This window comes from Ruegeria sp. AN11 (assembly GCF_056536005.1).
Map to the genome: position 1 here is coordinate 940,875 of NZ_JBQFJD010000002.1, position 26,361 is coordinate 967,235.

The following is a 26,361-nucleotide window of genomic DNA, read 5'->3' on the forward strand; positions in this document are numbered from 1 at the left end:
ATCCGTCTTGGCAACAGGTGCACAATCTCAAGTCTGCGGAAACCTGAAATGGCGGCTCGGGAGTTGGTAAATGGGCGATAGCGGCTTGAAAACATACGGCCCTTTCATCTCGGGTTCATTCCTGAACTGGCATGGTGAGACATTGCCGAGTGTTGACCCTGCGACGGGTCAGGAATGGTGTCGGTTTGCGTGTTGCGGGTCTGACGAGGTTGATCAGGCTGTTCGTGATGCGGACAAGGCGTTTCGAACCGGGCCCTGGGCCAATGCAACATCTTCGCAGCGCGCGGATATCCTAGATGGTCTAGCGGATGGGCTGCAGAGTCGCTGGGAAGAGCTTGTCGAGCCCGAAATCCGTGACAACGGCAAACGCATCGCCGAAGTCCGTGGACAGTTTTCCGGCTTGCACGGCTGGTACAGGTATTTTGCCGATCAGGCACGCCAGCTTTCGCCCGCGCCGCAATCGAACGGGGTGTCTGGTGTGGAAAGCACCGGCCATTGGATGCCTTACGGGGTGGTCGCCGCGATCACACCGTGGAATTCACCGCTGATGATCTTGGCGTGGAAACTGGCCCCCGCACTAGCCGCAGGGAATACGGTGGTGGTGAAACCATCCGAGATGGCGTCGGCCTCGACGCTGGAATTTGCGCGACTGGCGTGTGAATGCGGCTTGCCTTCTGGTGTATTGAACGTCGTGACAGGTCACGGGCATGAGGCTGGTGAGGCGCTGGTGCGCCACCCGCTGACCCGCAAAGTGACCTTCACCGGCTCTGATATCGGCGGGCGCAAGGTTGCCGAGGCGGCAGCGGCCGGAGTTGTTCCAACGACCCTGGAACTGGGTGGCAAGTCCCCGCAGGTCGTGTTTGCCGATGTCGACCTGGAAAATGCGGTCAACGGCGTCATGTCGGGAATCTTTCTGTCGAATGGTCAGACCTGTGTCGCCGGGTCCCGTCTGATTCTGGAGGAAACGGTTACCGCCGCCTTTACCAATCGCCTTCTGGAACGCGCCCGCATCCTTCGGCCTGGTGACCCGATGAAAACAGAGACGCAGATCGGACCGTTGGCGAACGAACCGCATTGGACCAAGGTTGCGGCCATGATCCGGCAGGCGAAGGCCGATGGCGCGATTTGCCTTCTTGATGGTACCGAGACAGGGGCCGGGTATCCCGGTTTTTATATCGGACCAACGATTTTCGCCGAAGTGACACCGGACATGCAGCTCTGGCGTGAGGAGGTTTTTGGTCCGGTCCTTGCGATCACCACCTTCGCAACTGAAGACGAGGCCATCGAATTGGCCAACGACACCGACTACGGCCTGGCGGGCGGAGTCTGGACCTCTGATCCGGACAAGGGCGCGCGCGTTGCCGGCGCCATTCATGCAGGCACGGTTTACATCAACCATTATCGAAGCGTCGATCCGGTAAGTCCCATCGGCGGGTTCAAACTGTCGGGATATGGCCGGGAATTGGGGCCGGATGCCGTCAAGGACTTCCTGCAAAGCAAATCGATCTGGACCGGATCTTCCCCGGTTCCCGACCCCTTCCCGGAACCGACGGAAACAACCCTTTGTGACCCGGAAAGTATGGAGCAATGACATGAGCAATCCAGCCGACGACACCTTGTTCGCAGTTCCCGAGGGTGATTTCCGAGGTCATGACCAGCAACAGGTATGGTCACTTGAGCATGATCCGGAACTGACCGAAGTCGGCCCCGGCACACCTTGCGGCGAGTATCTGCGGCGGTTCTGGATGCCGGTCGCGATGACGGATCAGATTGGCGATCTGCCCTATCGACTGCGCATACTGGGCGAAGTTCTTGTCCTGTTCCGGGAAAAGAAGGAAGGCAAGCTGGGCCTGACTCATCTGCACTGCTGCCACCGCAACATGAGCCTGGAATTCGGTATCGTCGAAGAGGGTGGAATCCGATGTTCCTATCATGGCTGGAAATACGGTCTGGATGGCACGGTTCTGGAAACGCCCTGCGAACCCCCTGCCAGCCAGGTCAGGAAAAAGGCCTGTCTGGGGGCTTATCCGGTGATCGAATACAAGGGGCTTGCCTTTGCTTATCTGGGTCCAAAGAACGAAATGCCGCCATTCCCAGTCATGGACACGTTCGATGATGAAGGAGACGAGCTTGTTCCCTATCTGATCAAATCTCCGTGCAACTGGCTCCAGGTGATGGAGAATGCTTGGGATCCGTTCCATGTCGTGTACCTGCACACGCTGGCCGCCCGCGTGCAGTTCACCGAAGCGTTCGCGCATATGCCGATGATTGAGTTTCACGACTGCGCCACCGGTGATTTCTATACCAACGTGCGCCGGGACGGGGACTATATCTGGGTGCGCGTGCACGACCACATGCTGCCCAGTTTCACTCAGAATGGCGGGCATTTTCCGGTGCCGGACCGGTCGCGCTATTTCGGTCGCGGCGGGCTGACGCGCTGGATCACACCGATTGACGACACCAATACGATGGTCATCGCCTGGCGGCACTTTCGCGCCCCCGAGTTCAATGATGACCCGCGAGGGCTGACCAATCGTGACGAGGTCGGGTTCGGCAAGACGGATTTCTACGGACAGGGTCCCGACCGCCCATATGAAACGCGCCAACGCGATCCAGGCGACTACGACGCCTGGGTCAGTCAGGGCCCGATCAATATCCATGCCCGCGAAAACCTGTCGTTTACCGACCGTGGGGTCGCCAAGGCGCGGCGGATGGTACGCAATGCGATCCGGGCGCTGCAAAAAGGCGAGCGCCCCGCACAGCCGACCGACCATTTCACCGGCAGGGTGATCCCAACCTACGCCGGTGACACGGTGTTGAAGATCCCGCAGCAGGAAGGCCGCGACGACGGTGCCCTGCAGAAAGAAGTCAGCTTCAAGGTCGCCGAAATCCTGAAATCGGGCGATCACCTGACCGGCAAACAGAGACGCGACTTTATCGTGAAGGAACTGAAGGTTTACGAATCTGGCTGGACTTGACGGTTAAGGGCAAGGCGACAGGAAAAGGGGATTGGACATGACGCGCATACCGCACAATCCGGGGCAGGTCGAGTGGTCGGGGGAAAACCCGGGCATCTACCTGAAGCGGGATCCGGGTAAGGAGAGCTTTGACACTCTGGCGCTTTTCTTCCGCGTGGTTGTATCGCCGTACGGACGGGGTCATGCGGCCATCGTGCTAGGTGCGCCGGATGACGCACTCGGCTGGCCTAGGGTGCCCAACCTGATCATGACAGATAATCAGCGTATGATGCGTTGGATCGTTGATGGCTGGGTGACGAAAATGCCGACATTCGTAGGCAAGGCCGGGCTGTCCGCGATGACATGGCTGGACTGTGACAGCGTTGAAAAACGTCCCGGAGACCTGAAATCCCGGTATTCGGAGACCCTGCGCGGGTCTGGCGTGACACTCGAGATGATCTGGCGGGATATGGGCCCGCCGCTGCCGGTCGAGGTGACCAAAGAGAACTCGGCGACCAAGGAACACGAGATGTATTCCGTTTTCCTTGAGGCGGGCAAGGCGGAGATCAAGATCAACGGCACAACCCTGCCCGGCCAAGTGGCGGAACGTCAGTTCTTTGGCCGCAGGATGAGCACCGCCTTTCTGGCCTTTTCAGAAACCTGGGTCACGCCGCAGGAGGATGCCTGATGCCACTGAATGAACCGATCACACCGGGCGTGGTTGACTGGACCGGGGAAAATCCCGGAATCCTGTTGAAAGATGACGACGGGAAATTTAGCGCGATGGCCCTGTTTTTCCGTGTTGCCTGGTCGCCTGTGGGACAGGGGCAGGTTCTGCTGCTGTACGGCACCCCGTCTCAGGTCGAAGGCACTTCGGATGCGCCGAATGTCATCCTCAGCGACAATCCCGATCTGACCGCTTTTCTGAAAAAGAACTTCATCAGCAAACTTGCAGCCTTTGCCAACGCGCCAGCTTTTGAAACCCTTCCGGAAATCGGCGCGCAGGTGGTTCGCAGCTCGGGTGACCCGATGAGCCATCGTTACTCTGAAACCATCGTGGGCGGAACCCTGACGGTTGAACTGGTCTGGGAGAAGCTTGAACCACCCCGCGCATTGGAGTTGTCCCCGCATGAGGTGGCATCGGGTGAACAGAACATGTTCTCGCTTCTGATCCCGGCGAAATTCGCGCAGATCATTGTAAATGGGCGTGCATTGCCGGGAAAATTGGGGACACGGGTTCAGGCCGGGTTCGAGACTACGACCGCGTTCCTCTATTTTTCGGAAACCTGGATCATCCCGCCGGAGGTCTCATGACTCAGCACCCCGCCGACCAGCTGGCGTTTGACCGGGCGATGGTGACGCAACCGGTCTGGAACCGTTTCAACACGGCCTCCGAAGCAGTCGGGTTGGCCGAAAACGTGTTGTTGCATGCTGGTCCGGCGTTCTCTGCGCCGGAACAAATCACTGTACCGATCCTGAATTCCGCCTGTGTCGCGGCAGTCTGGGAAGGGTTGGCCCGGGATTTCGATCAGGCCGAAGCGATGATCATGGCACAGGAAATCCTGTTGCAACCAGCGCAAGACCATGACGTGGTCACACCACTGGCTGCCGTTGTCTCCGCAAATATGCCCCTTCACACGATTTACGATGCGTGGCGGGGACAGACGCGGGTATTCACCCCGATCAACGGTGGCGCGCGCCCGTCCATGCGGCTGGGTCTCCGATCCCAGGCAGTGCTGGATCATATCCGCTGGCTGAACACGCGATTTCTGGACATCCTGCAAAACGGCATCGCCGAGGGCATTGCACTTGTGCCTCTGGCGGTCATTGGTCTGGTGGGTGGTGATGATTGTCACGGGCGAACCCCCGTCAGCACGGCTGCCCTTGTCGAGGAGTTGAAAGACCGCGGTCCGAAGGGCATTGATGACGCGGATGCGCTGGAATTCATGGCGACCTCACCGTCCTTGTTTCTGAACCTTTGGATGGCCGCAACCAAGATCATGATGAAGCTGGCCGAAGGGGTCGAAGGGTCCAGTTTTGTGACCGCGGCCGGCGGAAACGGGCGCGACGTCGGCATACAGGTATCTGGCCTGCCCGGGCGTTGGTTCACCATTCCGGCCGCTCCGCCATCAGGTAAGTTCGATGTCGATCTACCGGCCGAGCGTGCCCTGGGCGCCATCGGTGACAGCGCTGTGGTCGACGCGTTTGGGCTGGGCGCCATGGCCATCGAACACAGCCCTGAGCAGTTAAAGGGTTTGGGTGCCTTTTTGCCTGGCGATGCCAGGACCCGTACATCCGGCTTGTCCGTGGGCGCGCACCCGTATTTCAATGCTTTTGATATCCGTCTGGGCTCGACCGCCAGAGGGGCGGTTGCGCAAGGGGCAGGTCCGGTGGTCAGCCTTGGCATTCTGGATCGGCTGGGACAGGCTGGGCGCTTAGGCGGTGGGATTTATGACATGCCGGTCGATCCTTTTGCGGCTGCCTTGCGGGCGCTGTCTTCATGACAGAACTGAATGAGCTTGGGGCGTTTGAGCTTGCCGCGCTGATCCGGGCGGGCCAAGCCAAACCGTCCGAAGTAATGGCCGCCCATTTGCATCGCATGGCACGCAGAGAGCCTGAAATTGGCGCCTTCGAATACCTCGATGCTGAGCATGCCATGGAGCGGGCGATCCGAGCCGACGCTCTGCCTGTCAACGGGCCGCTGTTTGGGGTGCCTTTCGCGATTAAAGACATCATTGATACCGAAGACATGCCAACAGGATGGGGCAGTGACTTGTTTGCCGGGCGGCAGCCAACGCGTAATGCGGCCTGCGTTCAGACATTGATAGATGCGGGCGCGATTGCAGTCGGCAAGACGGTGACGACTGAGTTCGCCTATTTTCGCCCGGGCAAGACGGCAAACCCCCACAACACCTTGCATACACCCGGCGGATCTTCGTCAGGCTCAGCCGCAGCGGTGGCCGACTTCATGGTGCCGCTGGCCTTTGGTTCGCAAACGGCGGCTTCCCTGATCCGGCCAGCGGCCTATTGCGGGGTATATGGGTTTCGGCCAACTATCGGTGGCTATCCGCTGGACGGAGTCATGGGTTTGTCGCAAAGCCTGGATACCCTGGGCGTGCTGGCCCGAAACCCCCGTGATCTTTTGTTGGCGGATTCTGTCTTGCGGGGAACCCATGTGCCGCCGCCGCCAGACTTCCAAGACAACCTGCCGCGTATCGGGCTGATGCGTGGCCCACACTGGATGGATGGCACGGTCGAAATGCGCGATACATGTACTCGTGCGCTGGCTGCAATTGCGGCGGCCGGAGCCGACACAGCAGAGGTCGCCTGCCCGCAGGTGTTTTCCGGACTTTCCGACGCCCAAAACACCGTCATGAGTTATGAGGCCGCCCGGTTGCGCGCTGTCGAATACAGCGCGGGCGAGTCCGCGATCAGCCCGCAATTCCATTCGCTGATCGAGAACGGCCTTGGGGTGCGTGATACGGACTACCGGCAGGCGCTGACAATCCGCGACAGCGCGTCTGTCGTTCTGAACCAGTTGTTCCGGGATATTGATGCCTTGCTGGTGCCATCGGCTCCGGGACCTGCACCTAAGGGGTTGGAAGCCACCGGCGATCCACTGTTTTCCCGAATGTGGAACCTGTTGCAGGTCCCGTCCTGCGCCGTACCGTTCGGGGCTGATCCAAGCGGCCTGCCGTTGGGATTTCAGTTGATCGCACCATGCGGTGCCGACGCGCGGTTGTTGGGCATTGCGCAATGGGTTCATGATATTCTGCAGGCTGAGCCATAAAATAATGGGCACGAATCCCGGTCCAAGTGGCGTGTAGGTTGCTGGCTATTTGGTTTTCAGTAGTCCTTTGCTGGGGCCACGGGGTCCGCTTCAAAACAAAATTCTGTCGCACGACTATCGGCCGAGCGAGCAAGTGCATGTCGCTAACGAGAACTTCTGTCGCAAATCGGCTTGTCGAAGCATTGGCGCGACGGCAAGATCAATCGCATGAGAGCGAGTCACATCTTGAACCCTCTGGACCGTCGCGCGACCGGTTGCGATCTGGTCGCGTCAGCCTGAAGCGCGGGCATCTGCCCGGGCTCATCTGCGCTGTGACGATCATATCCGGAAAACTTCATGACATTTCAAAGACTGCGTCTGGCCATCGATATTGGCGGCACATTTACCGATACGGTTCTGGTATCCGGTGAAGAGACGATACTGGCTTCGACAAAAACGCTGACCACGCACCAGAACCCGGCAGATGGCGCGATGGAGGGCGCGGTGCGCGTAATGGCACAGTCCGGGCACGACCTGAATGAAGTAACAGGGTTCATTCACGGGACCACCCTTGCAACCAATGCACTGATTGAGCGGCGCGGCGCTGTTGTGGCGACGGTGACGACCGAAGGGTTCCGGGACATCCTTGAGATCGCGTACGAGCGGCGGTACTCGCAATATGACATCAATCTGGAAAAGCCCGATCTGCTGGTGCCGCGCGAACGGGCGCTGACCGTTCGTGAAAGGATGGCGGCGGATGGCAGTGTGCTGATCCCTCTGGAGGATGACGCGATTGATGCATTGTTGGCCGATCTAGACGCCAGCGGTGCCGAGGCGGTCGCGATCTGCCTGATGCATGCTTATGCCAATCCCGACCATGAGCGGCGCCTGCGCGATGCGCTAGCCGAGAAACGCCCCGGTCTGACGGTTTCGATCTCGTCCGATGTCAGCCCCGAGGCGCGTGAATTCGACCGTCTCTGCACCACGGTTGCCAATGCATATATCCAGCCGCTGATGGAAAGCTATCTAAGGCGGTTCGTCGCCCGGTTCGAGGCCGAAGGCGTGACCTGCCCGATCCTGATGATGACTGCAGGGGGTGGCATGTGCACGGTACGAACCGCCGCCCGGTTTCCGATCCGACTGGTGGAAAGCGGACCAGCGGGCGGTGCCATCCTTGCCGCGCGCATCGCGGCGCGGGCTGGGATTTGCGATGTTCTGTCCTTTGATGTGGGCGGCACAACCGCCAAGCTGTGCCTGATTGATAACGCCCGGCCCCAAACCTCACGCCAGTTCGAAATCGCGCGCGCAGCACGGTTCATCAAGGGATCGGGTATGCCCGTGCGCATTCCGGTGATCGAAATGATCGAGATTGGCGCGGGCGGTGGTTCTATCGCCGGTGTCGATCGTCTGGGTCGGTTAACCGTTGGCCCGAAATCAGCAGGGTCGGAACCCGGTCCCGTAGCGTTTGGTCGGGGCGGCACAGAACCAACCGTAACCGACAGTGATATCACGCTGGGTTACATCGTGCCGGACACCTTTGCAGAAGGATATATCCAGCTCGATCCCGAAGCCTCAAAAGAGGCCCTGACCCGTGTGATCGGATCACGCCTGGACACTGATGCGACGGGATCGGCCGATGGGGTCAGCCGGATCGTCGATGAAAGCATGGCCAGCGCTGGCCGGATGCATGCCGTGGAATCGGGCAAAGACCTCGGTTCTCGCACCATGATCGCCTTTGGTGGTAACGGGCCGCTGCACGCCAGCCGTGTGGCGCGTTCGGCCGGGGTCAGCCGGATCGTGATCCCGCCCAATCCGGGCGTCGGCTCGGCGGTGGGTTTCCTGTTCGCACCAGTCAGTTTCGAAATCGTGCGCTCGCGTTATTCGCTGCTGGAAACGCTGGATTTTGATGGGATCAACACCCTGTTCGCCTACATGATTGCCGAGGCCAGCGGCGTTGTTGCACAAGGTGCAGGCGATGCGCTTACCGAGACGCAACGCACTGCCTTTATGCGCTACAACGGTCAGGGTCACGAGATCGAGATTCCCCTGCCCGACCGTGCCTTAACGGCGGATGATATCAGCCCGCTGATAACGGCGTTCGAAACGGAATACCGCAAGCAGTTCTCGCGCCCGGTGCCGGGGATGCAGATCGAGATTCTGAACTGGGCCGTGCGCGTTGCCACGCCGGATGCCGAGTTGCCGGATATTCCGACAACACCTGATCTGACCACGATCACACCTTCCGAGACGCGCCCCATCACCTGTGATGTTGACGGACAGAAAAAGCAGGCAAGCTTTGTCCCCCGCGACAGCCTGAGACCCGGCGACCGGATACATGGCCCGGCACTGATCATCGAACCGCAGACCACAACATTGGTCTCGGCTGATTTCTCGGCGCATGTGGACGCCATTGGAAACCTTGTCCTGATCCAGGACCAAAAAGGAGGCGCATGATGACTGCCGATCATTCTCCCGCCCGCCTGCAAGTGATGTGGAACCGTCTGCTGGCAGTGGTCGAGGAACAGGGCCAGACCCTGATCCGTGCAGCGTTCTCACCTATAGTACGGGAATGCGGCGACATTTCTGCCGGGATATTCGACGTTCATGGCCGGATGTTGGCGCAGGCCGTCACCGGCACACCGGGCCATATCAACACCATGGCCGAAGCGGTGATGCATCTGCGCGAACGTTTCCCGGTGCAGAATATGAAGCCCGGCGACATCTATATGACCAATGATCCCTGGCTCGCCTCGGGGCATCTGAACGATTTTCTGCTGATGATGCCTGCGTTCAAGAACGGCAAGGTCCTGGGCTTTACCTCGTGCACCTCGCATCTGGTCGATCTGGGTGGCCTCGGCATGGGGCCAGAGGGTTCGGACATCTATGACGAAGGTCTGCTGATCCCGCCCTGCAAACTGGTCGAAGAAGGCGTGCCGAACGCGCTGCTGCTCGACATCGTCCGCGCCAACAGCCGCGAGCCAATTGCAAATGAGGGTGACATCTACGCGCTGATCGCCTGCTGCGAGGCGGGTGTGACCCGGTTGGTCGACATGATGGACGAGTTCGGCATCGACGATCTGGACAGGCTGGGAAGCTACATCATCGACACCTCGCGCCGCGGTACGCTTGAGGCGATCGCCGAAGTGCCGGAAGGCGTCTACAGGAACGCGTTGAAGATGGACGGCTATGAGAACGAACTGGAACTGCACGCGACACTGACCGTAAGCAAATCGGGCATGCATGTTGATTTCACCGGCACCTCGGGTTGTTCGCGCAAGGGTATCAACGTGCCGCTCAACTATGCCACCGCCTATACAGTGTTCGCACTGCGTTGCATCGTCGGCTCTGACATCCCCAACAATGCCGGGTCGTTGGAACCGTTCACCGTGGACGGACCAAAGGGCTGTATCCTGAATGCACAGCGCCCGGTGCCGGTCGCCATGCGGCATACGCTGGGACAGGTGACGCCTGATCTGGTGCTGGGGTGTCTGCATCAGGCGCTTCCCACTGCAGTGCCGGCCGAAGGTGCCTCGTGCATGTTCGACCTGCCAATGCGCCATGCCCCCGAAGTGGCCCGTGACGGTGGGCGCGAGTTTGCGGTTGAACCGGTACATAATGGCGGCACCGGCGCTCGGCCACACGCGGATGGCCTGTCGGCCACTGCTTACCCTTCGGGCGTATTCGGATCACAGGTCGAGATCACTGAAAGCGTGGCGCCCGTCACCATCTGGCGGCGCGAACTTCGCCCCGATTCCGGCGGCGCAGGCACGTATCGCGGCGGATTGGGTCAACGGATCGAGATGACCTCGGCCAACGGTGCACCCTTCATCGTATTCCTCTCGGTCGAACGGCTGAAGTTCCCCGCCCTGGGCGTATGGGCGGACGGCCAGGCGCACCCGGGCGCATCCGTTTCCGCGACGGAGAAGGCGACATTCCCGGCAAGGGCGAGTTGCGGGTCGAAGGCGGCGACTATCTGATTTTCGAAACCCCCGGCGGAGGTGGTTTCGGAGATCCCTCCAAACGCGACGCACAGGCACTTGCGCTGGATCTGAAACGCGGCCTGATCAGCGAGGACGGCGCCAAATCCTACGGCGTTGTGTCATGATCCGCCCGGTTTCCCATGTCGGCGCGATGGCGGCGTATGCGCTGGCCGATCTCGGCGGCGCGGACACCATCTCGCTGGCCCAGAACGAAAGTGCCTTTCCTGCAAGCCCCGCTGCCATCGCGGCGGGACAGGCTGCAATGAGTGATTTGCCACTCTACCCCGATCCGGAGTGGCCGGAACTGCGCGCCGCTATTGCCGATGTGCATCGGCTGGATCCGGCGCGAGTGTTATGCGGTGCCGGCTCGATGGAACTGATTGGTTGCCTGATCCGGGCCTATGCCGGACCTGGCGATCGGGTTCTCGGTACGGACTATGGATATGCGTTCGTCTCGTCCGCTGCGGCGCAGGTGCAGGCTGATTATGTCAAGGCCCGCGAAATTGACCTGACTGTATCCGTTGACGACATTCTGGCTGCGATGTCGTCCAAGACGCGGATCGTTTTTGTCTGCAACCCCGGCAACCCGACGGGCACCTTGATTCCGAACTCCGAGATCCTGCGCCTGCGGGACGGGTTGCCCGCAGATGTTCTGCTGGTCGTGGATCAGGCCTATGCCGAGTTCTCTGACGAAACCAATGACCCCGCCGGGATTTTTGCCCTGACTGACAGGGGCGATACCGTGGTCATGCGGACGTTTTCCAAGGTTTATGGTCTTGCGGGTGCTCGGGTGGGCTGGGGGTATTTCCCGCCGGCGATTGCGACTGAGATACGAAAGCTTCTGAATCCCAACAATATCTCGATCGCCTCGCAAGCCGCCGCAACCGCCGCGATGCGCGATCAGGCGCATATGCGGGACGTGATTGCCCGAACCGCCGGCATTCGCGACCGCTTCGCCGATCAATGCCGCGCCATGGGCCTGCGCGTCCCCGAAAGCCACACCAACTTCGTCCTGCTGCGTTTTGCCTCGGCCGAAGAAGCACAGCGTGCTGATGCGGCGCTGCGTGCTGAAAATCTGTTGATGCGCGGAATGGGCGGCTATGGGCTGAGCGACTGCCTGCGCGCCACCATATGCGAGGCACCGGTCATGGATCGATGCCTGGCGGTGCTAAAAAAGGTGATATCATGATTTGCGAAACGCGAAGACGAGCCAAAATCGGCGTCCTTGTGCCCTTCACCAATACCAATCTGGAGCCGGATATGGAATTGATGCGCCCGCCGGACACCACCGTCCATTTCCAGCGCATGGGTGGGTACGACGTGGACGAGATCCGGGATCGGACCAGATGGCAGGACTTGGCGCCTCCGATATCAGTCACGACCTGCGAATGATCGCGGGCGTTCGGCCGGACGTGGTATTATACGGTTGCACTTCTGCCACGCTGACTCATGGCCCGTCATTTGACGCGGATCTTGCGCGGCAGATCAAATCCGGTTCGGGCGCGCTTTCTCTGACCGCCGCAGGGTCACTGATTGCGGCGATTACAGCGCTGGGAGCTGCCAAAGTCGGGTTTTCCTCGCCCTACCTGGGGGAAATCAATGCACAGGCGATTGATTTCATGTCTCAAAACGGCATCGAAACCGTTCGTTGCGCTGACATAGGCAGCGAACTGGGAAATTTTGGTCAGGGTGAACTGACTCCGGATGAGGTTTTGATCTGGCCTGTCAGGCCGATCATCCCGACGCGCAGGCAATTGTTCTCAGCTGCACGGACATGCGATCCGTGGAAGCAATTGACCGGATCGAAGAAAAGCTGGGCAAACCAGTGGTGACGTCCAATCAGGCGATGATGTTCTGCCTTATGCGGGCCCTGAATCTTCCGCGTCACGATGCGTTGCCAGGCCAGTTGTTCGAGTGGCTTTGATCTTCGCCCGTATTCAAGTGCTGTTGGCAGCGTCGTAGATCAGTGCGCCAAGGTCCGAGAACTTTGATCCGGCTTGGTTGAGCCCGAGAACCGCGTCCCGAATGGCGACGGCCCGTTCTGTACCCAGCGACGGGCTGGCGAATTCCATGAACTTTCCGACAACCTCGTCCTGATCCATCGGTGCTTCGGGGCCGCCGCGCGCGTGTACGTCACCCGAGTTCAGCACCTGTCCGTCGGTCAGAGTTATGCTGACATCGGCAGTGCGGCTTTGCGGGAAGCGGTCAGAGTGGCGTGCGGTTTCCGCAACCGTGATGCGCTCGACAATGCTGGCCACCAGCGGGTCGGACAGACCTGCGCCGGTGATGTGCTCGACACCGATCCGGCCATGTGCCGCCATTGTGGCGACCGCAAAAGGCAGCGAGTATTGCGCCTTGGACGTATCATCCGGCATGCCCCGGAACAGGCAGGCGCTTTCCTTGAAGGTGTTCACGTGGATGGCCGCGATATCCTGATGGCTCAGGTTGTTTTCGCGCATCAATGCGCGGGTTGCGTCAATGGCAGCGTGAGCCCAGCGGCAAATCGGATAGGGTTTCACATACTGATGTTCCATCTGCCAGAACTGGCCCAGGTCCTGCCAATGCGCGGCGGCCTCTTTCGCCTCAATGGTGATGGCAGGCGCACCGGTAAAGCCCTTTTCTGCCAGAACCGCCGAGGAAATACCCACCAAAGCCCCCCAGCCCGAGCCGTCGTGCAACATGGTCGGGTTAGCGATCTCTCGCATCATCTGACTGCGCGGACCGTGATATTCGGCGATGCCCATTGCCTGCCGCATCTGTTCAGCGCTCAGGCCGCGAAGACGGGCTGCAACCGCCACCACGCCTAGTGCGTTCCAGGCGCCCGACGTATGATAGTCGCTGACCGTATCATGCAGAGCAATCCCGGCCCGTCCGGCAACTTCATACCCAATCGTCACGGCGGCCAGCGCTTGAGGCCCCGAGAAATCGGGCACCGTTTCCGCCAGTGCCGCCAGGGCGGGAACCACGACGACCCCGATATGGCCCTTTGTCGGGTTATACCCGTCATGACCGTCCAGATTGTCTGTTTGGGTCGCGGCTGCGTAAGCGGCTCCGGCCACGCTGACCCTGCGGCCATCGAACAACATGCGTGCGCTCAGCCCCTGTTCACCGGCACCGTATAGGGCTGCCGCGCAGTCTCTTGCGATTTGCCCGGCCTTCATGGGGCCAGCGCCGATGGCGATGCCCAAAGTGTCGAGCAGCATCAGAGCCGCCGCATTGAGAGTGGAGTCCGGAATGTCCTGCGGTTGGCGCCCCAGTGTGAAATCGGCAACGGCTTGAAAGGTGTCTGTCACGGTGTCCTGCGGGCGTTTTCTTTTGACTTCCCGAAAATTCTAGCAGGGTTTACGATTGGCAGAACGAAAACTATCGGGGGCATTGGCCCTTGATTTTTTGCGACACTTTCCAATCTTTGCGGGACCAAAAAGGACCGTTCAGGCGTCGCTGACGGACAAGAAGGTGCACAGTATGCGCTTCACTTTGGTTCTGCGTCCCATCTGAGATACCGTTGCCATGATGAATCTGCCCCACCTCACCTTCCTGCGCTCGTTCGAGGCGGCAGCGCGCCATCTGAGCTTTACCAGCGCGGCGCAGGAACTGAACTGCACGCAGTCGGCGGTCAGCAACCACGTGCGCTCGCTTGAGGAATTTTTGCATCGTCCGCTTTTTGTTCGCCATGCCCGGTCATTGACCCTGACAGATGTGGGTGAGGCCTATCTGCCATCCGTGCGCCATGCCCTGAACGAAATCGACGTGGCCACGCAATCCGTCATTCTGAACACGCACAAGCGGCGGGTCGTGGTGTCCTGCCCTGTCAGCCTGGCGGAAAACTGGTTGCCGGATGTAATCCGGGGCTTCAACGCCGTGCATCCGGATATCGATCTGACGGTCCATGGCACCGTCTGGACAGATGTCGGCGCAAATGTTTCTGATATTTCTCTGACGATCAATCATGCTGAAGACGTGGCGGAAGGTGCCAGATGTCTTTGGGTTGAAAAGCTGGCCGTGGTCTGTGCTCCTGATTTTTTGGTCGATGGAAGACCCCTGACCGTCCCCGCCCAATTGCAGGATGCGTCACTGATCCACATTCTGGGTCGCCCCGCCTATTGGGAGCGTATTGCGCAGCATTTCGGATTATCGGATCTGAACCAAAAGGACGGCTTGCGCACCAATATTTCGAACCTGGCAATGGAGATGGCGGTCAAGTCTCTGGGGTGCATAGCACTACCCCGTTCGCTTGCGCGACCCTATGTCGACAGGGGATTTTTGGTTGAACCCTTTAGCTTTGAGCTGGAAAGCCCATGGGCTTATTTCATACAGCTCAAAGAAAAATCGGCCTCGCCTCCGGTCAGGCTATTTCAGGACTGGCTTTTGAAGGCTGCCGCTGAATTGAATACCTGACCGGAACAAGCTGCACTGTTTGTTATGCGCCGACTTCTTCCACAACCGGGGCCGTGTCGCGTAGGCGGTGCCCTGCGGGGTCAAAGGGCGGCTCAGCCAGGATTTTGGCCTTGTGCGGTTTCCCAAGAATGAAGACATCGACCGTATCGCCGGGCTTGGCGACAGCGGGGTTGGCATAGCCGATGGCAAGGGATTTGCCGACTGAATAGCCGTAAGCGCCCGAGGTCACGCGACCGACTGGCGTGCCGTCCGGGGTAAAGATCGGCTCGCCGCCTGTCGCATCGGCATCGGTTACGTCGACCTCGAAGATCGACAGAATTTCGCGGGCGGCGTTATCCTTGATGGCCAGATAGGCGTCCTTGTGCAGGAAATCCTTGTCCAGCTTGATCAGGCCCGCCAGCCCGACCTCCTGCGGCCAATATTCCTGTGAATACTCGCGACCCCACGAGCCATAGCCCTTCTCGATCCGCAACGACCCAAGCGCACGGCCGCCCACCGGGCCGCCATTGCAATCCTTCGCCGCCTCAAGCAGCGCAGAGTAGAGCCTGATCTGGTCCTCTTCGGCGCAGTGCAACTCCCACCCCAGGTCACCGGTAAAGCTGACACGGATCGCGAGGCAGGACACGCCTGCCACCTCGATCGTGGCCGATCGCATGAAACGGAAGGACTCGTTCGACAGGTCCGCATTGGTCAACCGCTGCAGAAGGTCACGCGATTTGGGCCCTGCGACGTTGAAACCCGCGATCCGGTCTGTCGCCACCTCGAACGTGGTGCTCTCGGGCAGGTCGATCATGTTGAAGAAGCGCTGATGATAGCGTTCAGCCATGCCCGAGCCGATCATCATGTAATCGTCGTCAGCCACCTTGGTGATGGTAAAGTCTCCGGCCACACCGCCACGCACCGAGATCAGTGGTGTCAGGCAGGACCGGCCAACCTGGTCGGCACCCGGTTGGCGACCAGCTTGTCCAGCCACGCATGGGCGCCTGGTCCCTTGATCACGTAGTTTGCAAAGTTCGAGATGTCGATGACCCCAACGCTCTCGCGCAGCATCTTCACCTCGCGGCCCACCGGTTCCCACCAGTTCTGTCGTGTGAAACCGTTGGCTTCGACCGCCCCGGGCTGATCTGCAAACCAAAGCGGGTGTTCCCAGCCGCAGTTCAGGCCAAAGACACAACCCATGTCCTTTTGCATCTCATAGGCCGGGCGCACGCGGGCCGGTCGCCCGGCACTGCGTTCCTCGTTCGGGAAATGGATGGCGAAGCGGTGGGTATATTGGTCCTCGACCCGCGCCTTGGTGAATTTCTTGTCCGCCCAGTCGCCGAACCGGGCCAGATCCCAGGCAAACATGTCGTATTGCGGCTCTCCCTCGATCATCCACTGAGCCGCAAGCAAGCCCAGACCGCCCGATTGCGAGAAGCCGGGGATAATGCCGGTGCAGCAGAAATAGTTCCGCAGCTCCGGGACCGGCCCCCAGATCGCGTTGCTGTCCGGGGACCAGATCATCGGTCCATTGATCACCCGCTTGACCCCGGCCGTGGCGGCCACCGGCACACGCTCGGTGGCGCGGATCACATTCTCCATGATCCGGTCCAGGTCATCGGGGAACAGGTCATGGGCAAAGTCCAGCGGCGTACCGTTTTCTGCCCAGAACTTCATGTCTTTTTCATAAGCTCCGATCAGCAGGCCGTTGCCTTCCTGGCGGAAGTAGTATTCGCCATCCCGGTCGGCGATCGAGGGCAGACGTCGGCCCAGGCTCGCGACCTCGCTAATCGCCTCGGTCACGAAATACTGGTGTTCGGTCGGCTGCAATGGCAGCTCGATCCCCGCCAACGCCGCGACTTCGCGTCCCCAGAGGCCCCCGGCATTGACCACCCATTGAGTATGGATGTCGCCTTTTTCGGTGCGCACGATCCACGAACCGTCGGGCTGTTGTTCCGTCCCGATGACCGGGCAAAACCGCTCGATCGATGCGCCCATTGCGCGGGCCCCTGCGGCATAGGCGTGGGTCACACCCGAAGGGTCAACATTGCCGCCGTCGGGTTCGTACATGATGCAACGGATGTCATCGAACTGCGCCAGTGGGTGCAACTCCTTGGCCTGCTCGCGGCTGATTTCGTGAAAGTTCAGCCCGTAGAACCGCGCTTTGGCCTCCTGCAGACGCAACTGGTGTTCACGGTTCTCGGTCTGCGCCAGATACAGCGAGCCCGGTTGGAACACGCCGCAACCCTGTCCAGTTTCCTTTTCCAGCTCTTTATACAGGTTCATTGTATAATGCTGGATGCGGGTGACGTTGTTGTTATCGTGCAGCCCGTGAATATTTGCCGCCGCATGCCAGGTCGATCCGCTGGTCAGTTCGTCCCGTTCCAGCAGGACAACGTCCCTCCAGCCCAGCTTGGCCAGGTGATACAGGATAGAGCAACCAACAAGGCCGCCTCCGATCACTACAGCCTGCGCGTGCGTCTTCATCGGTGTTCCTTCTCGAAATCAAAGACGTCAGATATTCTGAGTCATCATGGTTTTGGTCATCCGACCATTTCTCGTTCGTCGGATAACGGCACGATTCGTGACAAAACTAAACGATCACCTGTTGCTCGACCTGCAAAATATTGTGGGGCAAAGCCCCGGAGATTTTCCATGCATACTGATTGAGAATGAACATGCGGGACCAAAGCTATTGGATCATCACAAATTCGATGGGTTGAGGTGTCAAAAAGAAAATGCCCGGCAGATTCAGCAATTGGTATCAATAGGTTCGACATGTCCTGCGTAGGCCGTCATAGTGGCTTTCAAGAGGCAGTCGCTTTGACTCGCCAGTCATCCAGGGGGTTGCAATGACTTTGGTCAGAGGTTTTTTGCCGATCTTCGACACGGCGCATTTTATGCCCCGCGACAACGTTCTAAGATGCCGGACGCTGCAGACGGGATCGTCTGCGTACCGCAATAAGCAAAGGCTTGAACTGTGAACCCGGATTTCAGGATGTCTGCGTCCCCCAGACACGAGTTGCGCAATACCCGCAATCAGGGAACGACGTTCCCGGCACTCGCGTTTCTGTTCAGTGTTTTTGTCAATCTGCTGATGCTGACCGGGCCATTGTTCATGTTGCAGGTCTATGACCGGGTTTTGGGATCGCGCGCGGTCGAGACGCTGACGGCTCTGTTCCTGCTGGTTGCACTGCTTTATGTCCTGATGGCCATGCTGGATTATGCACGCGGCAGGATTGTCGCCCGGTTTGGGGCCCGGTTCCAATCCGCTTTGGACGAACGGGTGTTCGACGCCACGTTGCGGCGATCGCTTGATCCGAAAACAAGATCCGCACCGGCGACAGCGTTGCGGGATCTCGAAATCATCCAGAAACTCTGCGCGTCCCCCATTCTTCTGGCGGTGATGGACATCCCCTGGACGCCGGTGTTTCTGGCCGCGATCTTCCTGTTTCACCCCTTGCTTGGATGGCTGGCCGTTGGTGGCGGTTCGCTGCTGATATTCATTGCTCTGCTCAACCAGGTTCTGACCCGGAACAAAGTAGCGGAAGCACAGCGGGCATCGGCGCAGGCGAACTCGTTTTCCGAACATGCCAGGCAAGCCGCGGAAGTAGTCCGATCGCAAGGAATGCAGAGGGCTGTGACCCAGCGGTGGTTGCGGCAACGGTCGAGTGCATTGTCACAGACCATTTCCGCCAGCGACTGGACTGGAAGCTTTACTTCGCTGACCAAATCGCTGCGGCTGTTTTTGCAATCCGCGATGCTGGCGCTTGGGGCCTGGCTGGTGCTGCGCAATGAATTGTCGCCCGGTGCGATGATTGCTGGCTCGATCCTTTTGGGCCGGGCATTGGCGCCCGTGGAACAGGCGGTGGGCCAATGGGGGATGATCCAGCAGGCGCGGACGGCCTGGGTTTCGTTGAACCGATTTCTGGATACCACCCCGCCTGAGATGCCGCGCACCAAGTTGCCGGTGCCAAAAGCGAAATTGGAGGCCAAGCGCCTGACCGTCATTCCGCCGGGTGCCGATACACCGACACTGCGCAATGTCACGCTGCGCCTGGAACCGGGCAAGGCGTTGGGAGTTATCGGCAAAAGCGGGTCGGGTAAAACGACACTTGCCAAGGCCCTGCTGGGGTTGTGGCAACCGGCCGGCGGCGAAATAAGGTTGGGCGGTGCGACGCTGGATCAGTATGATCCGGACGATCTGGGGCAGCATATCGGCTATCTGCCGCAACAGGTTACCCTGTTCAACGGAACAGTGGCCGAGAACATCGCCCGGATGTCCGAAAACCCCGATCCCGAGGCAGTCGTTGATGCTGCGAAGAAAGCCAATGCGCATGACCTGATCCTGACACTGGAAAAAGGGTACGACACCTTTCTGGAAGGCAATGACAGCCAGCTTTCAGGTGGCCAAAAACAACGCATTGCCTTGGCACGCGCCCTATATGGGGACCCGGTCCTGTTGATTCTGGACGAACCGAACTCGGCCTTGGACGCAGACGGAACCGAGGCTTTGAATGCCGCCGTTCGTGGCCTGAAGGCCGAAGGTAAGGGGGCGATCATCATGACACATCGTCCGCAGGCAATCTCGGAATGCGATGATCTGGCCGTGGTCGAACGCGGTCAAGTTGTGAAGTTCGGCAGTCGGGACGAGATTTTGAGCGCGGCTGTGCAAAACGCCGAAGCCATCAAACGAAAATTCAATCAGGTAGGCAGCTGATGGCGGCGAATCTTGAACAACATCCACGTCCGGCGTGGCGCATTACGGTTCCGGCGCTTGTCGGTTTCTCTGCCTTGACCATCCTGGTCGGCGGACTGGGGCTCTGGTCGGTGCAGACAGAACTGGCGGGGGCAATCGTCTCGCAAGGGGTGATCGAAGTTCAAAGCAACCGCCAGGTCGTCGAACACCCCGACGGTGGTGTGGTCGGCGAGATCTTTGTGCGGGATGGCGATGTCGTCGCCGAGGGCGATTTACTCCTGCGGCTGGATGATACGTTTTTGTCCTCGGAAAAAGCATTGTCGATCTCAGCTTTTCGAACTTCTGGCGCGGAAATCGCGGCTGGAGGCGGAACGCGACGGAAGCAACGCAGACGGTTTGGCATCCAGTCTAAGCGCCCTTCAGCAACAGGAAAAATCGATTCAGATCTGATTGATGGCCAGCAGCGGCTTTTGAGGCGCGGATCGATACGATGGCCCAGCAGAAAGAGCAACTGGGCAAACAAATCACCCAGATCGAAAGTGAGATCGAAGGCACACAGGCCCAGTTGGTGTCGCTGCGCACTCAGGTCGATCTGATCCAGAATGAGTTGGAAGATCAGGAAAACCTGCTCAAGCGCGGTTTGACGCAGGCCAGCCGGGTGTCGGCCCTTCAACGTGAAAATGCCAGCCTGACCGGTGAAATTGGTCGTCTTGAAGCATCGGTGGCCCGTCTGAAAGGCCAGATTGCAGCAACGGAAATTCAGATCGTCGAGCTCACCGCCACACGGCGGGAGGAGGCGATCACCGCGTTACGTGAAGTGCAGGCTCAGGTGTCTGAACTGTCGGAGCGCAGGCTGGCCTTGACCGAGCGTTTGTCGCGTCTGGACATCCGTTCGCCGGTCTCGGGGTCAGTCTATGACAGTCAGGTTTTTGCGCTGCAATCGGTGATTCAGCCCGGTGAGCCGATGATGTATGTCGTGCCGCAGAACACACCGCTGCTGGTTGCCGCGCGTGTGGATGCGCTACATGTTGATCAATTGTATGTCGGACAAGAGGTCGCCCTGCGCTTCCCGGCGTTCAATCAGCGTGAGACACCTGAGATCAATGGTCATGTGATAAATGTATCTGCCGACACCTTCATGGACGAGAGTACTGGATTTACATTCTACCGGACTGAAGTTGCCCCAGACGACGGCGAAGTTGAACGACTGAACGGGCAAGCTCTGCTTCCCGGTATGCCGGTTGAGGCGATGATCAAGACGGATGAACGTACACCGCTGTCCTATCTGATCAAGCCGATGGCCGATTATTTCAATCGCGCGTTCCGCGAGTAACCAGGCGCATCATCGCGCCGGGTTTCAGGCCGCTTCCAGATTTCCGAGCAGGATCGAGGTCATGTCGCCCGAAAACTGTCCATCCACGGCGACAGCGTTTGTGCCCGTTGCATAGTTTACGTTGGTCGGGGTAATCCCGGAAAGATCCGCAGCGGAGTCCAGAAACACCCATTCAGCAGGATGTGTGGTCGGTAGACCAACAGCGACCTTCAATACCGCCAGCGCATCCAGAGCGTTTACCGTTCCGTCCTGTGTTATGTCGGCCGCGATCAGGTTTTTAGGCGTGGCGGGCCCCCAGGTCGGATCAAGCCCCACGGATATCCGCAGGACCTGCAGTGCATCCAGTGCGGTTATCTGGTCGCTGGCGGTCGAATAGCTTTTTACAACATCGAATTGACCAGGGAACGTGCCGGACGGCAGGCCCAGATCAAATTGCCCGTTCTCATCGGCAAAAACACTGATCGTGCCACCGCCGTTTAGAGTAAACCTGATTTCTGCGTCCGCCAGCGCAGGATTGGCCGTCTGTGTGTCGACTGTGATGTCCCCCAGCACGCCACCCGAGCCTTCAGGCACGAGCCCGCCGAAATTGCCGAAATTGACCGGGATATGGTCAGGCCCGCCAAACCCCGCTCCAAAGATGTCGGCGCTGGTCAACGGGCCACCAGTTGCGGAGTGAACCAGAATGGTTTCATTGATGTAGTCAATCTGCACGCCTTGCGCTGTCGCGGTGAAAGTCAGTTGCGATGGGGTTCGCATCAGCGGGTAGTCGAACAGATCCAGCCGGTCCAGACCCGGCTGGAAGTCAGTAATCGTGGTCGTGTCGCTGCCGTAGTTCATGACAAAGATATCGGCGCCGGAACCTCCGGTCATCGTTGTGGCGCCTGTGCCAGCGATCAGAATGTCGTCTCCCGCCCCACCCAGAAGGGTCGAGTTCAGGATGCTGCCGGTCAGCATATCGCCCAGAGCTGTTCCGTTGACGGTGCCCAGCCCTTCGTCGACCACCCCCAGATCGGCGATCGAAACAGTCAATTGCGTCAGGCCGGATTCCTGTTGCGAGGCAGCAAGGATCTGTAACTCGTCCCCGACCTGGGCAACGCTGATCGTTTCGACGTTCTGCAAACCGCTTGCCAGAGTATCTGCGAAACTATCCAGATAGATCAGCTGGCCGTCGGGTGTCAGGGTAAACAGGGTAAGCCCGTCATCGCCACCTCCGGCCACAACAAAGGCCCGCCCGTTTGCTTCGACGACTGCCAGATCCTGAACCGTTTCAAACCGCGTGTTCAAGGAATCAAGAACATAGTCCGTCGGTGTCAAACGTCCGTCACCGCCCAACTTCATGACGCTGAGAGAGTTGCTGCCCGAACCCGCCACCAACACCAGGATAGTCCGTACGCCTGCACCACTTCGATAGCTGTCGGAGTGGCAATGCCCAGTGTCGACAGAGAGGCGCTGTTATCCACCGTGGTCAGGATTCCGGTCGTATCGTCTATTTCGTAGGTGGAGATCACATTGCTGGCCGCATCCGCAGTGATCACGAAATGTCCGGATCCGGATTTCAGGCTTTGCATCGAATCGGCCTGTCCGGGGGTGATGCCTGCCAATGACAGCGATCCGTCCGTGCTCACATGATAGGTCGCAATACTGCCGCTGTCCTCGTGGGCAATTGCCAGAAATTCAACTGGCCCGACAGGGTGCCTGTTTCCCGCAAGGTTCCGATGGAGCCGTCAGCCAGCAGATCGTATCCAACCAGACCCTTTGCGGAATCGACGTCCAGAATCAGCCGGTCCTGCCCCCCAAGTGTCACCGGCATCCCGCTGCGCCCGACCTGAAACGTTATCGAGCCGCTGAAATATTGCGTGTCCTGAAGTTGAGGAATCGCGCCGTTTGCCAATGTCCAGACAGCAATACCGCCGCCGGGTCCGGTCACGCTGTACAGATACGTGGTCCCGTTAAACGTTTTTAAAGCCGTATCGCCGATACCTGAATCGAGCGCCGTGCTCGCCGTTTCTACCACGCCTTGGAAATTGAACTTCATATCTGATCACCCCACGCCGATGCCGGCTTTGACAACAGGGTGCTCTGACGCAAAGACCAAAACCAAAGCGCAATTGTGGTGAAAACGAGGAGTTCGGATTCAGATTAACTCAAATTTTCGGGTCCGACCACGTGAGTCATCAAAAGGAAAGACAGATGAACGGAACCTGGCCCAGGCCAAACGTCTTCCCGACGTAAGCGGCAACTGCTTGTGAGGACAAGATGACGAAGAATTCTGAACTCAACACTCCTGACACGGATCGCAAGAAGCATATTCGCCAATGGATCGATGCGAGGTTGCGCAAATGGGCAGGCCGGGGCGCCGCAGGGGGGCTCGGATCCGTGCTTATGGCGTTACCGGCATTGGGACAGGCCACCGTGGAAGAGCTTTATGCCTTTCAATTTGCGGAGACCATTCCGGGAGTGAAGTCGGCAAAGCTGTTGAAAAACGGCGATGTTTTGCTGAAACTCAACGATGGTCGTACCCTGATCGTGGCTGCCGAAAACGTTCAGGTTCTGGACAGCGGCGCAATCATGATCGCCGAGGAAGCCGTTGCCGAAATCGCTCAGTTCAGCCTTACGGCAGAGGCCGGTGGCGCAGCCGCAGGTGGAATGGGCAGCGCTGGCGCAATATTGGGCGGGATAGGTCTGGCTGGCGCCGCTGCTGCGGGCGCAGGTGGCGGTGGTGGCGGCGGCGGAGATGACAGCCCCGCAGTCGTGCCCACCCCGACCCCAGTCCGACACCCAGCTACCCGACCCTCAACCTTGCGGGAGCCCAATCGACGACACTCAGCAGCTTCGGCACCGGAGTTTTGGCCTCGGCAGACGCGGACACTATTGAAGTGACCATCGGTTCGATCACGAAAACCATTGCACCGAATGCAGACGGAAGCTGGGTTATCTCGCTGACCGAAGCCGAAGCGGCCAGTCTGCCGCAAGGGGTAAATTCAGTCACTATTCGAAGCCTCGATGCGTCTGGCGCCGAGTTGTCAACTGAATCGGTTCAGTTCGAAATTGACACCATACCACCGACCCTTGCCATAACCGGGGTATCTGACGGGGCCGTGATGAACGCCATTGAACAGGCGACCGATCTGATCCTGAGCGGAACCACAGACGCTGAAAACGGCCAGCTTGTAACTGTTTCGTTCAACGGGCAGTCGTATACCGGCATCGTCGCCAACGGGGCGTGGAGCGTAACGGTCCCCGCCTCTGATCTGGCCGCGCTGCAGGATGGTGCGACAATCATAATACAGGCGGACGTGACCGACCAGGCAGGCAATCCGGCTGTTCCGGCCGCGGACAGTATCGACACGGATTTCACTGCTCCGACCATCACACTTGACCCGGTTTCGGGCGGTTCGATCGAACTGGTCGATCTGAACAGCGATCTGGCTCTGACCGGCACGACAACGGCAGCCGATGGCCAGAGTGTTTTGGTGACGTTCAACGGCCAAGTTTACACGGGCACAACATCTGGCGGCAGTTGGAGCGTTACCGTCCCCAGCGCCGATCTTGGGGGGCTGACTACCGGCACCCCGGTTTCGGTCAGTGCCACGGTCAGCGACACCTCGGGTAATTTCGCCACTCCGGCAACGGCAACCCTGCCCGTGGATCTCAGCGGGCCTTCCATTTCAATCTCCCCACTGCCCACCGGTTCCGTTCTGAACGCGGTCGAGGCCGGGTCGGATCTGACTGTCAGCGGTACAACGGGAAATGTTCCGGATGGACAGCAGGTAACGGTTAACCTGGGCGGTCAAACCTATCTGGGCGCTGTATCAGGAGATACATGGACAATTACGGTTCCCACGGTAGATTTGCAGGCGCTTGCGGACGGTTCGGGATTTACCATCACCGCTGACGTTTCCGACAATCACGGATTGGACGCGCCACAGGCCAGCAGCTCGGTCTCGACGGATTTCACCGCCCCAACGCTCAGCATCGACAGTTTTTCTTCTGGTGCCGTTCTGAATGCCTCGGAGCAAGCTACGGATCTGACCATAACTGGTGCGACGGATGCCGAAGACCGGCAAATGGTGACCGTTTCGATGAACGGGCAGACGTAGTCCGGCCAGGTCCAGAGTGGCAGTTGGAGTGTGACTGTACCGTCCTCAGATCTTTCGTTGTTGTCCGACAATGGTACTGTGACGGTTACCGCTGACATCTCGGACGCCGCAGGTAACCCCTCCGTTCAAGCGACGAGCAGCTTTGACACGGACTTTACGGCACCTTCAATCACGATCTCCGCCCTGTCAGACGGCGCGATCATGAATGCCGCCGAACAGAGCACGGATCTAACCGTGTCGGGCACATCAGATGCGCCGGACGGAACAACGGTCACAGTTCAGATCGCACGTGCTGACGGAACCGTTGATGTGAGCGGAACAGCGACTGTAACAGGTGGAGGGTGGAACTATACCGCCGCAAGCTTGGATTTAGCCGGGTTGCAGGACAATGAAAGCTACAGTGTCACCGCTTCGGTTGCGGATGCGGCAGGAAACAGCAGCTCCGCTTCAGACGGCTTCACAACGGACTTTAGCGCACCGTCAATCACGCTTGATCCGGTTCCGACCGGTGCAGTTCTGGATGTGATTGAAAGAAACAGCGATCTAGCAGTGTCGGGAACTACCACAGCTGAGGATGGCCAGACGGTTTCGGTAACGCTCGGCGGGCAGACCTTTACGGCCGTTGTTTCCTCGGGAACTTGGTCCGCTACCGTTCTTTCGGGCGATCTGGCGGCATTGGCGGATGGGACCGCCTTTACGCTGACGGCTATGGTGGATGATGCGGCTGGCAACAGTGCGCCCGCTGCAACGACAACGCTCACGACCGATTTCCGCCCGGTGTTGACCCTGAATGACGTCGGGACAAACGGTGCCGTTTCTCTCAGTGACGCGCAAAACTCGCGCCTGACCATAAGCGGTTCCTCGCACGGTCTAGCTGTCGAAAGCAGTCCTCATCTGGCAAAAAGCGATGCCGGTTTGCGGCCGCAAATGCCGGTCAGGATGCCGCGAAGGGCGCGTTTCTGCCCAGGTCTTCTTGGGTCTGAACGCGCGCTCCGAACGAGTTGTTTCGGATGCCGCTGATTTTTCACCGTATCTGCGTGTTTCGCAACTGGTATATGATGGTGGTGCGGCGGCGGGGATTTGGCTGCGGCACGCGCCCGGATTTTTGAAAGTCAGGGGACCGTCTGCAAACGGCCTCGGCAACGG

The 26,361-nt window shown here is 59.2% G+C and carries 20 protein-coding genes and 3 pseudogenes; 18 read left to right on the plus strand and 5 right to left on the minus strand.

Features of this window, described 5'->3' with window-relative positions; genetic code table 11:
* Nucleotides 1-70 precede the first annotated feature (70 nt).
* From ACR3EQ_RS24170 to ACR3EQ_RS24225, 12 genes and pseudogenes are all read left to right on the plus strand, one after another.
* The gene (locus ACR3EQ_RS24170; RefSeq protein WP_480492383.1) at nucleotides 71-1,591 is read left to right on the plus strand and encodes an aldehyde dehydrogenase family protein; all 1,521 of its coding nucleotides are present in this window, start codon (nucleotides 71-73) and stop codon (nucleotides 1,589-1,591) included.
* A gap of 1 nt (nucleotide 1,592) precedes the next feature.
* On the plus strand, nucleotides 1,593-2,978 hold the full coding sequence (locus ACR3EQ_RS24175) for a Rieske 2Fe-2S domain-containing protein (RefSeq protein ID WP_480491830.1): 1,386 nt from the start codon (nucleotides 1,593-1,595) through the stop codon (nucleotides 2,976-2,978).
* Nucleotides 2,979-3,015: 37 nt separating this feature from the next.
* Nucleotides 3,016-3,645 (plus strand): hypothetical protein, encoded by a 630-nt coding sequence (locus tag ACR3EQ_RS24180; RefSeq protein ID WP_480492385.1) that lies wholly within the window; start codon nucleotides 3,016-3,018, stop codon nucleotides 3,643-3,645.
* On the plus strand, nucleotides 3,645-4,271 hold the full coding sequence (locus ACR3EQ_RS24185) for a hypothetical protein (protein WP_480491834.1): 627 nt from the start codon (nucleotides 3,645-3,647) through the stop codon (nucleotides 4,269-4,271). Before ACR3EQ_RS24180 ends, ACR3EQ_RS24185 begins: the two co-directional genes overlap by 1 nt.
* The gene (locus ACR3EQ_RS24190; protein ID WP_480492387.1) at nucleotides 4,268-5,461 is read left to right on the plus strand and encodes a YlbE family protein; all 1,194 of its coding nucleotides are present in this window, start codon (nucleotides 4,268-4,270) and stop codon (nucleotides 5,459-5,461) included. The genes ACR3EQ_RS24185 and ACR3EQ_RS24190 overlap by 4 nt, the downstream gene beginning before the upstream one ends.
* Nucleotides 5,458-6,747: an amidase gene (locus tag ACR3EQ_RS24195; RefSeq protein WP_170614058.1), complete on the plus strand. Its 1,290-nt coding sequence runs from the start codon at nucleotides 5,458-5,460 to the stop codon at nucleotides 6,745-6,747. The genes ACR3EQ_RS24190 and ACR3EQ_RS24195 overlap by 4 nt, the downstream gene beginning before the upstream one ends.
* A 336-nt stretch (nucleotides 6,748-7,083) precedes the next feature.
* Entirely contained in the window at nucleotides 7,084-9,180 is a 2,097-nt protein-coding gene (locus tag ACR3EQ_RS24200; protein WP_480492389.1) for a hydantoinase/oxoprolinase family protein, read from the plus strand.
* 35 nt (nucleotides 9,181-9,215) lie between these two features.
* Nucleotides 9,216-10,831, plus strand: a pseudogene (locus ACR3EQ_RS24205) (hydantoinase B/oxoprolinase family protein).
* Nucleotides 10,828-11,895, plus strand: a complete 1,068-nt coding sequence (locus ACR3EQ_RS24210) for a pyridoxal phosphate-dependent aminotransferase (protein ID WP_480491847.1) — start codon at nucleotides 10,828-10,830, stop codon at nucleotides 11,893-11,895. Before ACR3EQ_RS24205 ends, ACR3EQ_RS24210 begins: the two are co-directional and overlap by 4 nt.
* A complete protein-coding gene (locus ACR3EQ_RS24215) occupies nucleotides 11,892-12,098 on the plus strand; it encodes a hypothetical protein (RefSeq protein WP_480492390.1) in 207 nt (68 codons plus the stop codon). Before ACR3EQ_RS24210 ends, ACR3EQ_RS24215 begins: the two co-directional genes overlap by 4 nt.
* Nucleotides 12,053-12,538, plus strand: coding sequence for an aspartate racemase/maleate isomerase family protein (locus ACR3EQ_RS24220; RefSeq protein WP_480492391.1), 486 nt, complete (start codon nucleotides 12,053-12,055; stop codon nucleotides 12,536-12,538). The genes ACR3EQ_RS24215 and ACR3EQ_RS24220 overlap by 46 nt, the downstream gene beginning before the upstream one ends.
* Nucleotides 12,481-12,630, plus strand: coding sequence for a hypothetical protein (locus tag ACR3EQ_RS24225; RefSeq protein ID WP_480492393.1), 150 nt, complete (start codon nucleotides 12,481-12,483; stop codon nucleotides 12,628-12,630). The genes ACR3EQ_RS24220 and ACR3EQ_RS24225 overlap by 58 nt, the downstream gene beginning before the upstream one ends.
* Nucleotides 12,631-12,643: 13 nt before the next feature.
* Here the strand turns inward: ACR3EQ_RS24225 and ACR3EQ_RS24230 are convergent, their stop codons facing one another.
* Nucleotides 12,644-13,999, minus strand: a complete 1,356-nt coding sequence (locus ACR3EQ_RS24230; RefSeq protein WP_170614062.1) for an MmgE/PrpD family protein — start codon at nucleotides 13,997-13,999, stop codon at nucleotides 12,644-12,646.
* A gap of 217 nt (nucleotides 14,000-14,216) precedes the next feature.
* On the opposite strand from ACR3EQ_RS24230, the gene ACR3EQ_RS24235 reads away from it, so the two are divergent.
* A complete protein-coding gene (locus tag ACR3EQ_RS24235) occupies nucleotides 14,217-15,104 on the plus strand; it encodes a LysR substrate-binding domain-containing protein (RefSeq protein ID WP_170614063.1) in 888 nt (295 codons plus the stop codon).
* 22 nt (nucleotides 15,105-15,126) lie between these two features.
* Here the strand turns inward: ACR3EQ_RS24235 and ACR3EQ_RS24240 are convergent.
* Nucleotides 15,127-17,570 (minus strand): annotated as a pseudogene (locus tag ACR3EQ_RS24240) (GcvT family protein).
* A gap of 511 nt (nucleotides 17,571-18,081) precedes the next feature.
* Here ACR3EQ_RS24240 and ACR3EQ_RS24245 point away from each other — a divergent pair.
* Genes ACR3EQ_RS24245 through ACR3EQ_RS24255 form a run of 3 tightly spaced genes read left to right on the plus strand, consistent with a single transcriptional unit; the run spans nucleotide 18,082 to nucleotide 21,115 of the window.
* The gene (locus tag ACR3EQ_RS24245) at nucleotides 18,082-19,803 is read left to right on the plus strand and encodes a type I secretion system permease/ATPase (RefSeq protein WP_480492395.1); all 1,722 of its coding nucleotides are present in this window, start codon (nucleotides 18,082-18,084) and stop codon (nucleotides 19,801-19,803) included.
* On the plus strand, nucleotides 19,803-20,378 hold the full coding sequence (locus ACR3EQ_RS24250; RefSeq protein WP_480492396.1) for a hypothetical protein: 576 nt from the start codon (nucleotides 19,803-19,805) through the stop codon (nucleotides 20,376-20,378). The genes ACR3EQ_RS24245 and ACR3EQ_RS24250 overlap by 1 nt, the downstream gene beginning before the upstream one ends.
* On the plus strand, nucleotides 20,273-21,115 hold the full coding sequence (locus ACR3EQ_RS24255; RefSeq protein ID WP_480492397.1) for an HlyD family type I secretion periplasmic adaptor subunit: 843 nt from the start codon (nucleotides 20,273-20,275) through the stop codon (nucleotides 21,113-21,115). The genes ACR3EQ_RS24250 and ACR3EQ_RS24255 overlap by 106 nt, the downstream gene beginning before the upstream one ends.
* A 24-nt stretch (nucleotides 21,116-21,139) precedes the next feature.
* Here ACR3EQ_RS24255 and ACR3EQ_RS24260 read toward each other — a convergent pair whose 3' ends face one another.
* From ACR3EQ_RS24260 to ACR3EQ_RS24270, 3 genes are read right to left on the minus strand one after another with little or no spacing between them, the layout of a single operon-like run.
* The gene (locus ACR3EQ_RS24260; RefSeq protein ID WP_480492398.1) at nucleotides 21,140-22,492 is read right to left on the minus strand and encodes a dockerin type I domain-containing protein; all 1,353 of its coding nucleotides are present in this window, start codon (nucleotides 22,490-22,492) and stop codon (nucleotides 21,140-21,142) included.
* Complete coding sequence (locus ACR3EQ_RS24265) at nucleotides 22,450-22,740, minus strand: hypothetical protein (protein ID WP_480492400.1); 291 nt, start codon at nucleotides 22,738-22,740, stop codon at nucleotides 22,450-22,452. The genes ACR3EQ_RS24260 and ACR3EQ_RS24265 overlap by 43 nt, the downstream gene beginning before the upstream one ends.
* Complete coding sequence (locus tag ACR3EQ_RS24270; RefSeq protein ID WP_480491858.1) at nucleotides 22,737-23,150, minus strand: hypothetical protein; 414 nt, start codon at nucleotides 23,148-23,150, stop codon at nucleotides 22,737-22,739. Before ACR3EQ_RS24270 ends, ACR3EQ_RS24265 begins: the two co-directional genes overlap by 4 nt.
* A 221-nt stretch (nucleotides 23,151-23,371) precedes the next feature.
* Here ACR3EQ_RS24270 and ACR3EQ_RS24275 point away from each other — a divergent pair, with 221 nt between their 5' ends.
* Both ACR3EQ_RS24275 and ACR3EQ_RS24280 read left to right on the plus strand, forming a co-directional pair.
* Nucleotides 23,372-23,995: a hypothetical protein gene (locus ACR3EQ_RS24275; RefSeq protein WP_480492401.1), complete on the plus strand. Its 624-nt coding sequence runs from the start codon at nucleotides 23,372-23,374 to the stop codon at nucleotides 23,993-23,995.
* A pseudogene (locus ACR3EQ_RS24280) lies at nucleotides 23,992-26,235 on the plus strand (Ig-like domain-containing protein). The gene ACR3EQ_RS24275 and the pseudogene ACR3EQ_RS24280 overlap by 4 nt, the downstream one beginning before the upstream one ends.
* Nucleotides 26,236-26,361 lie beyond the last annotated feature (126 nt).

Bases quoted from the DNA above. Each gene is read 5' to 3' on its own strand.
- ACR3EQ_RS24245 (WP_480492395.1), top strand. From the start codon at position 18,082: ATGTCTGCGTCCCCCAGACACGAGTTGCGCAATACCCGCAATCAGGGA.
- ACR3EQ_RS24175 (WP_480491830.1), top strand. From the start codon at position 1,593: ATGAGCAATCCAGCCGACGACACCTTGTTCGCAGTTCCCGAGGGTGAT.
- ACR3EQ_RS24255 (WP_480492397.1), top strand. From the start codon at position 20,273: ATGGCCCAGCAGAAAGAGCAACTGGGCAAACAAATCACCCAGATCGAA.
- ACR3EQ_RS24190 (WP_480492387.1), top strand. From the start codon at position 4,268: ATGACTCAGCACCCCGCCGACCAGCTGGCGTTTGACCGGGCGATGGTG.
- ACR3EQ_RS24225 (WP_480492393.1), top strand. From the start codon at position 12,481: ATGCGATCCGTGGAAGCAATTGACCGGATCGAAGAAAAGCTGGGCAAA.
- ACR3EQ_RS24170 (WP_480492383.1), top strand. From the start codon at position 71: ATGGGCGATAGCGGCTTGAAAACATACGGCCCTTTCATCTCGGGTTCA.
- ACR3EQ_RS24200 (WP_480492389.1), top strand. From the start codon at position 7,084: ATGACATTTCAAAGACTGCGTCTGGCCATCGATATTGGCGGCACATTT.
- ACR3EQ_RS24220 (WP_480492391.1), top strand. From the start codon at position 12,053: ATGGCAGGACTTGGCGCCTCCGATATCAGTCACGACCTGCGAATGATC.
- ACR3EQ_RS24250 (WP_480492396.1), top strand. From the start codon at position 19,803: ATGGCGGCGAATCTTGAACAACATCCACGTCCGGCGTGGCGCATTACG.
- ACR3EQ_RS24270 (WP_480491858.1), bottom strand. From the start codon at position 23,150: ATGAAGTTCAATTTCCAAGGCGTGGTAGAAACGGCGAGCACGGCGCTC.
- ACR3EQ_RS24210 (WP_480491847.1), top strand. From the start codon at position 10,828: ATGATCCGCCCGGTTTCCCATGTCGGCGCGATGGCGGCGTATGCGCTG.
- ACR3EQ_RS24195 (WP_170614058.1), top strand. From the start codon at position 5,458: ATGACAGAACTGAATGAGCTTGGGGCGTTTGAGCTTGCCGCGCTGATC.
- ACR3EQ_RS24215 (WP_480492390.1), top strand. From the start codon at position 11,892: ATGATTTGCGAAACGCGAAGACGAGCCAAAATCGGCGTCCTTGTGCCC.
- ACR3EQ_RS24235 (WP_170614063.1), top strand. From the start codon at position 14,217: ATGATGAATCTGCCCCACCTCACCTTCCTGCGCTCGTTCGAGGCGGCA.
- ACR3EQ_RS24180 (WP_480492385.1), top strand. From the start codon at position 3,016: ATGACGCGCATACCGCACAATCCGGGGCAGGTCGAGTGGTCGGGGGAA.
- ACR3EQ_RS24275 (WP_480492401.1), top strand. From the start codon at position 23,372: ATGACGAAGAATTCTGAACTCAACACTCCTGACACGGATCGCAAGAAG.
- ACR3EQ_RS24185 (WP_480491834.1), top strand. From the start codon at position 3,645: ATGCCACTGAATGAACCGATCACACCGGGCGTGGTTGACTGGACCGGG.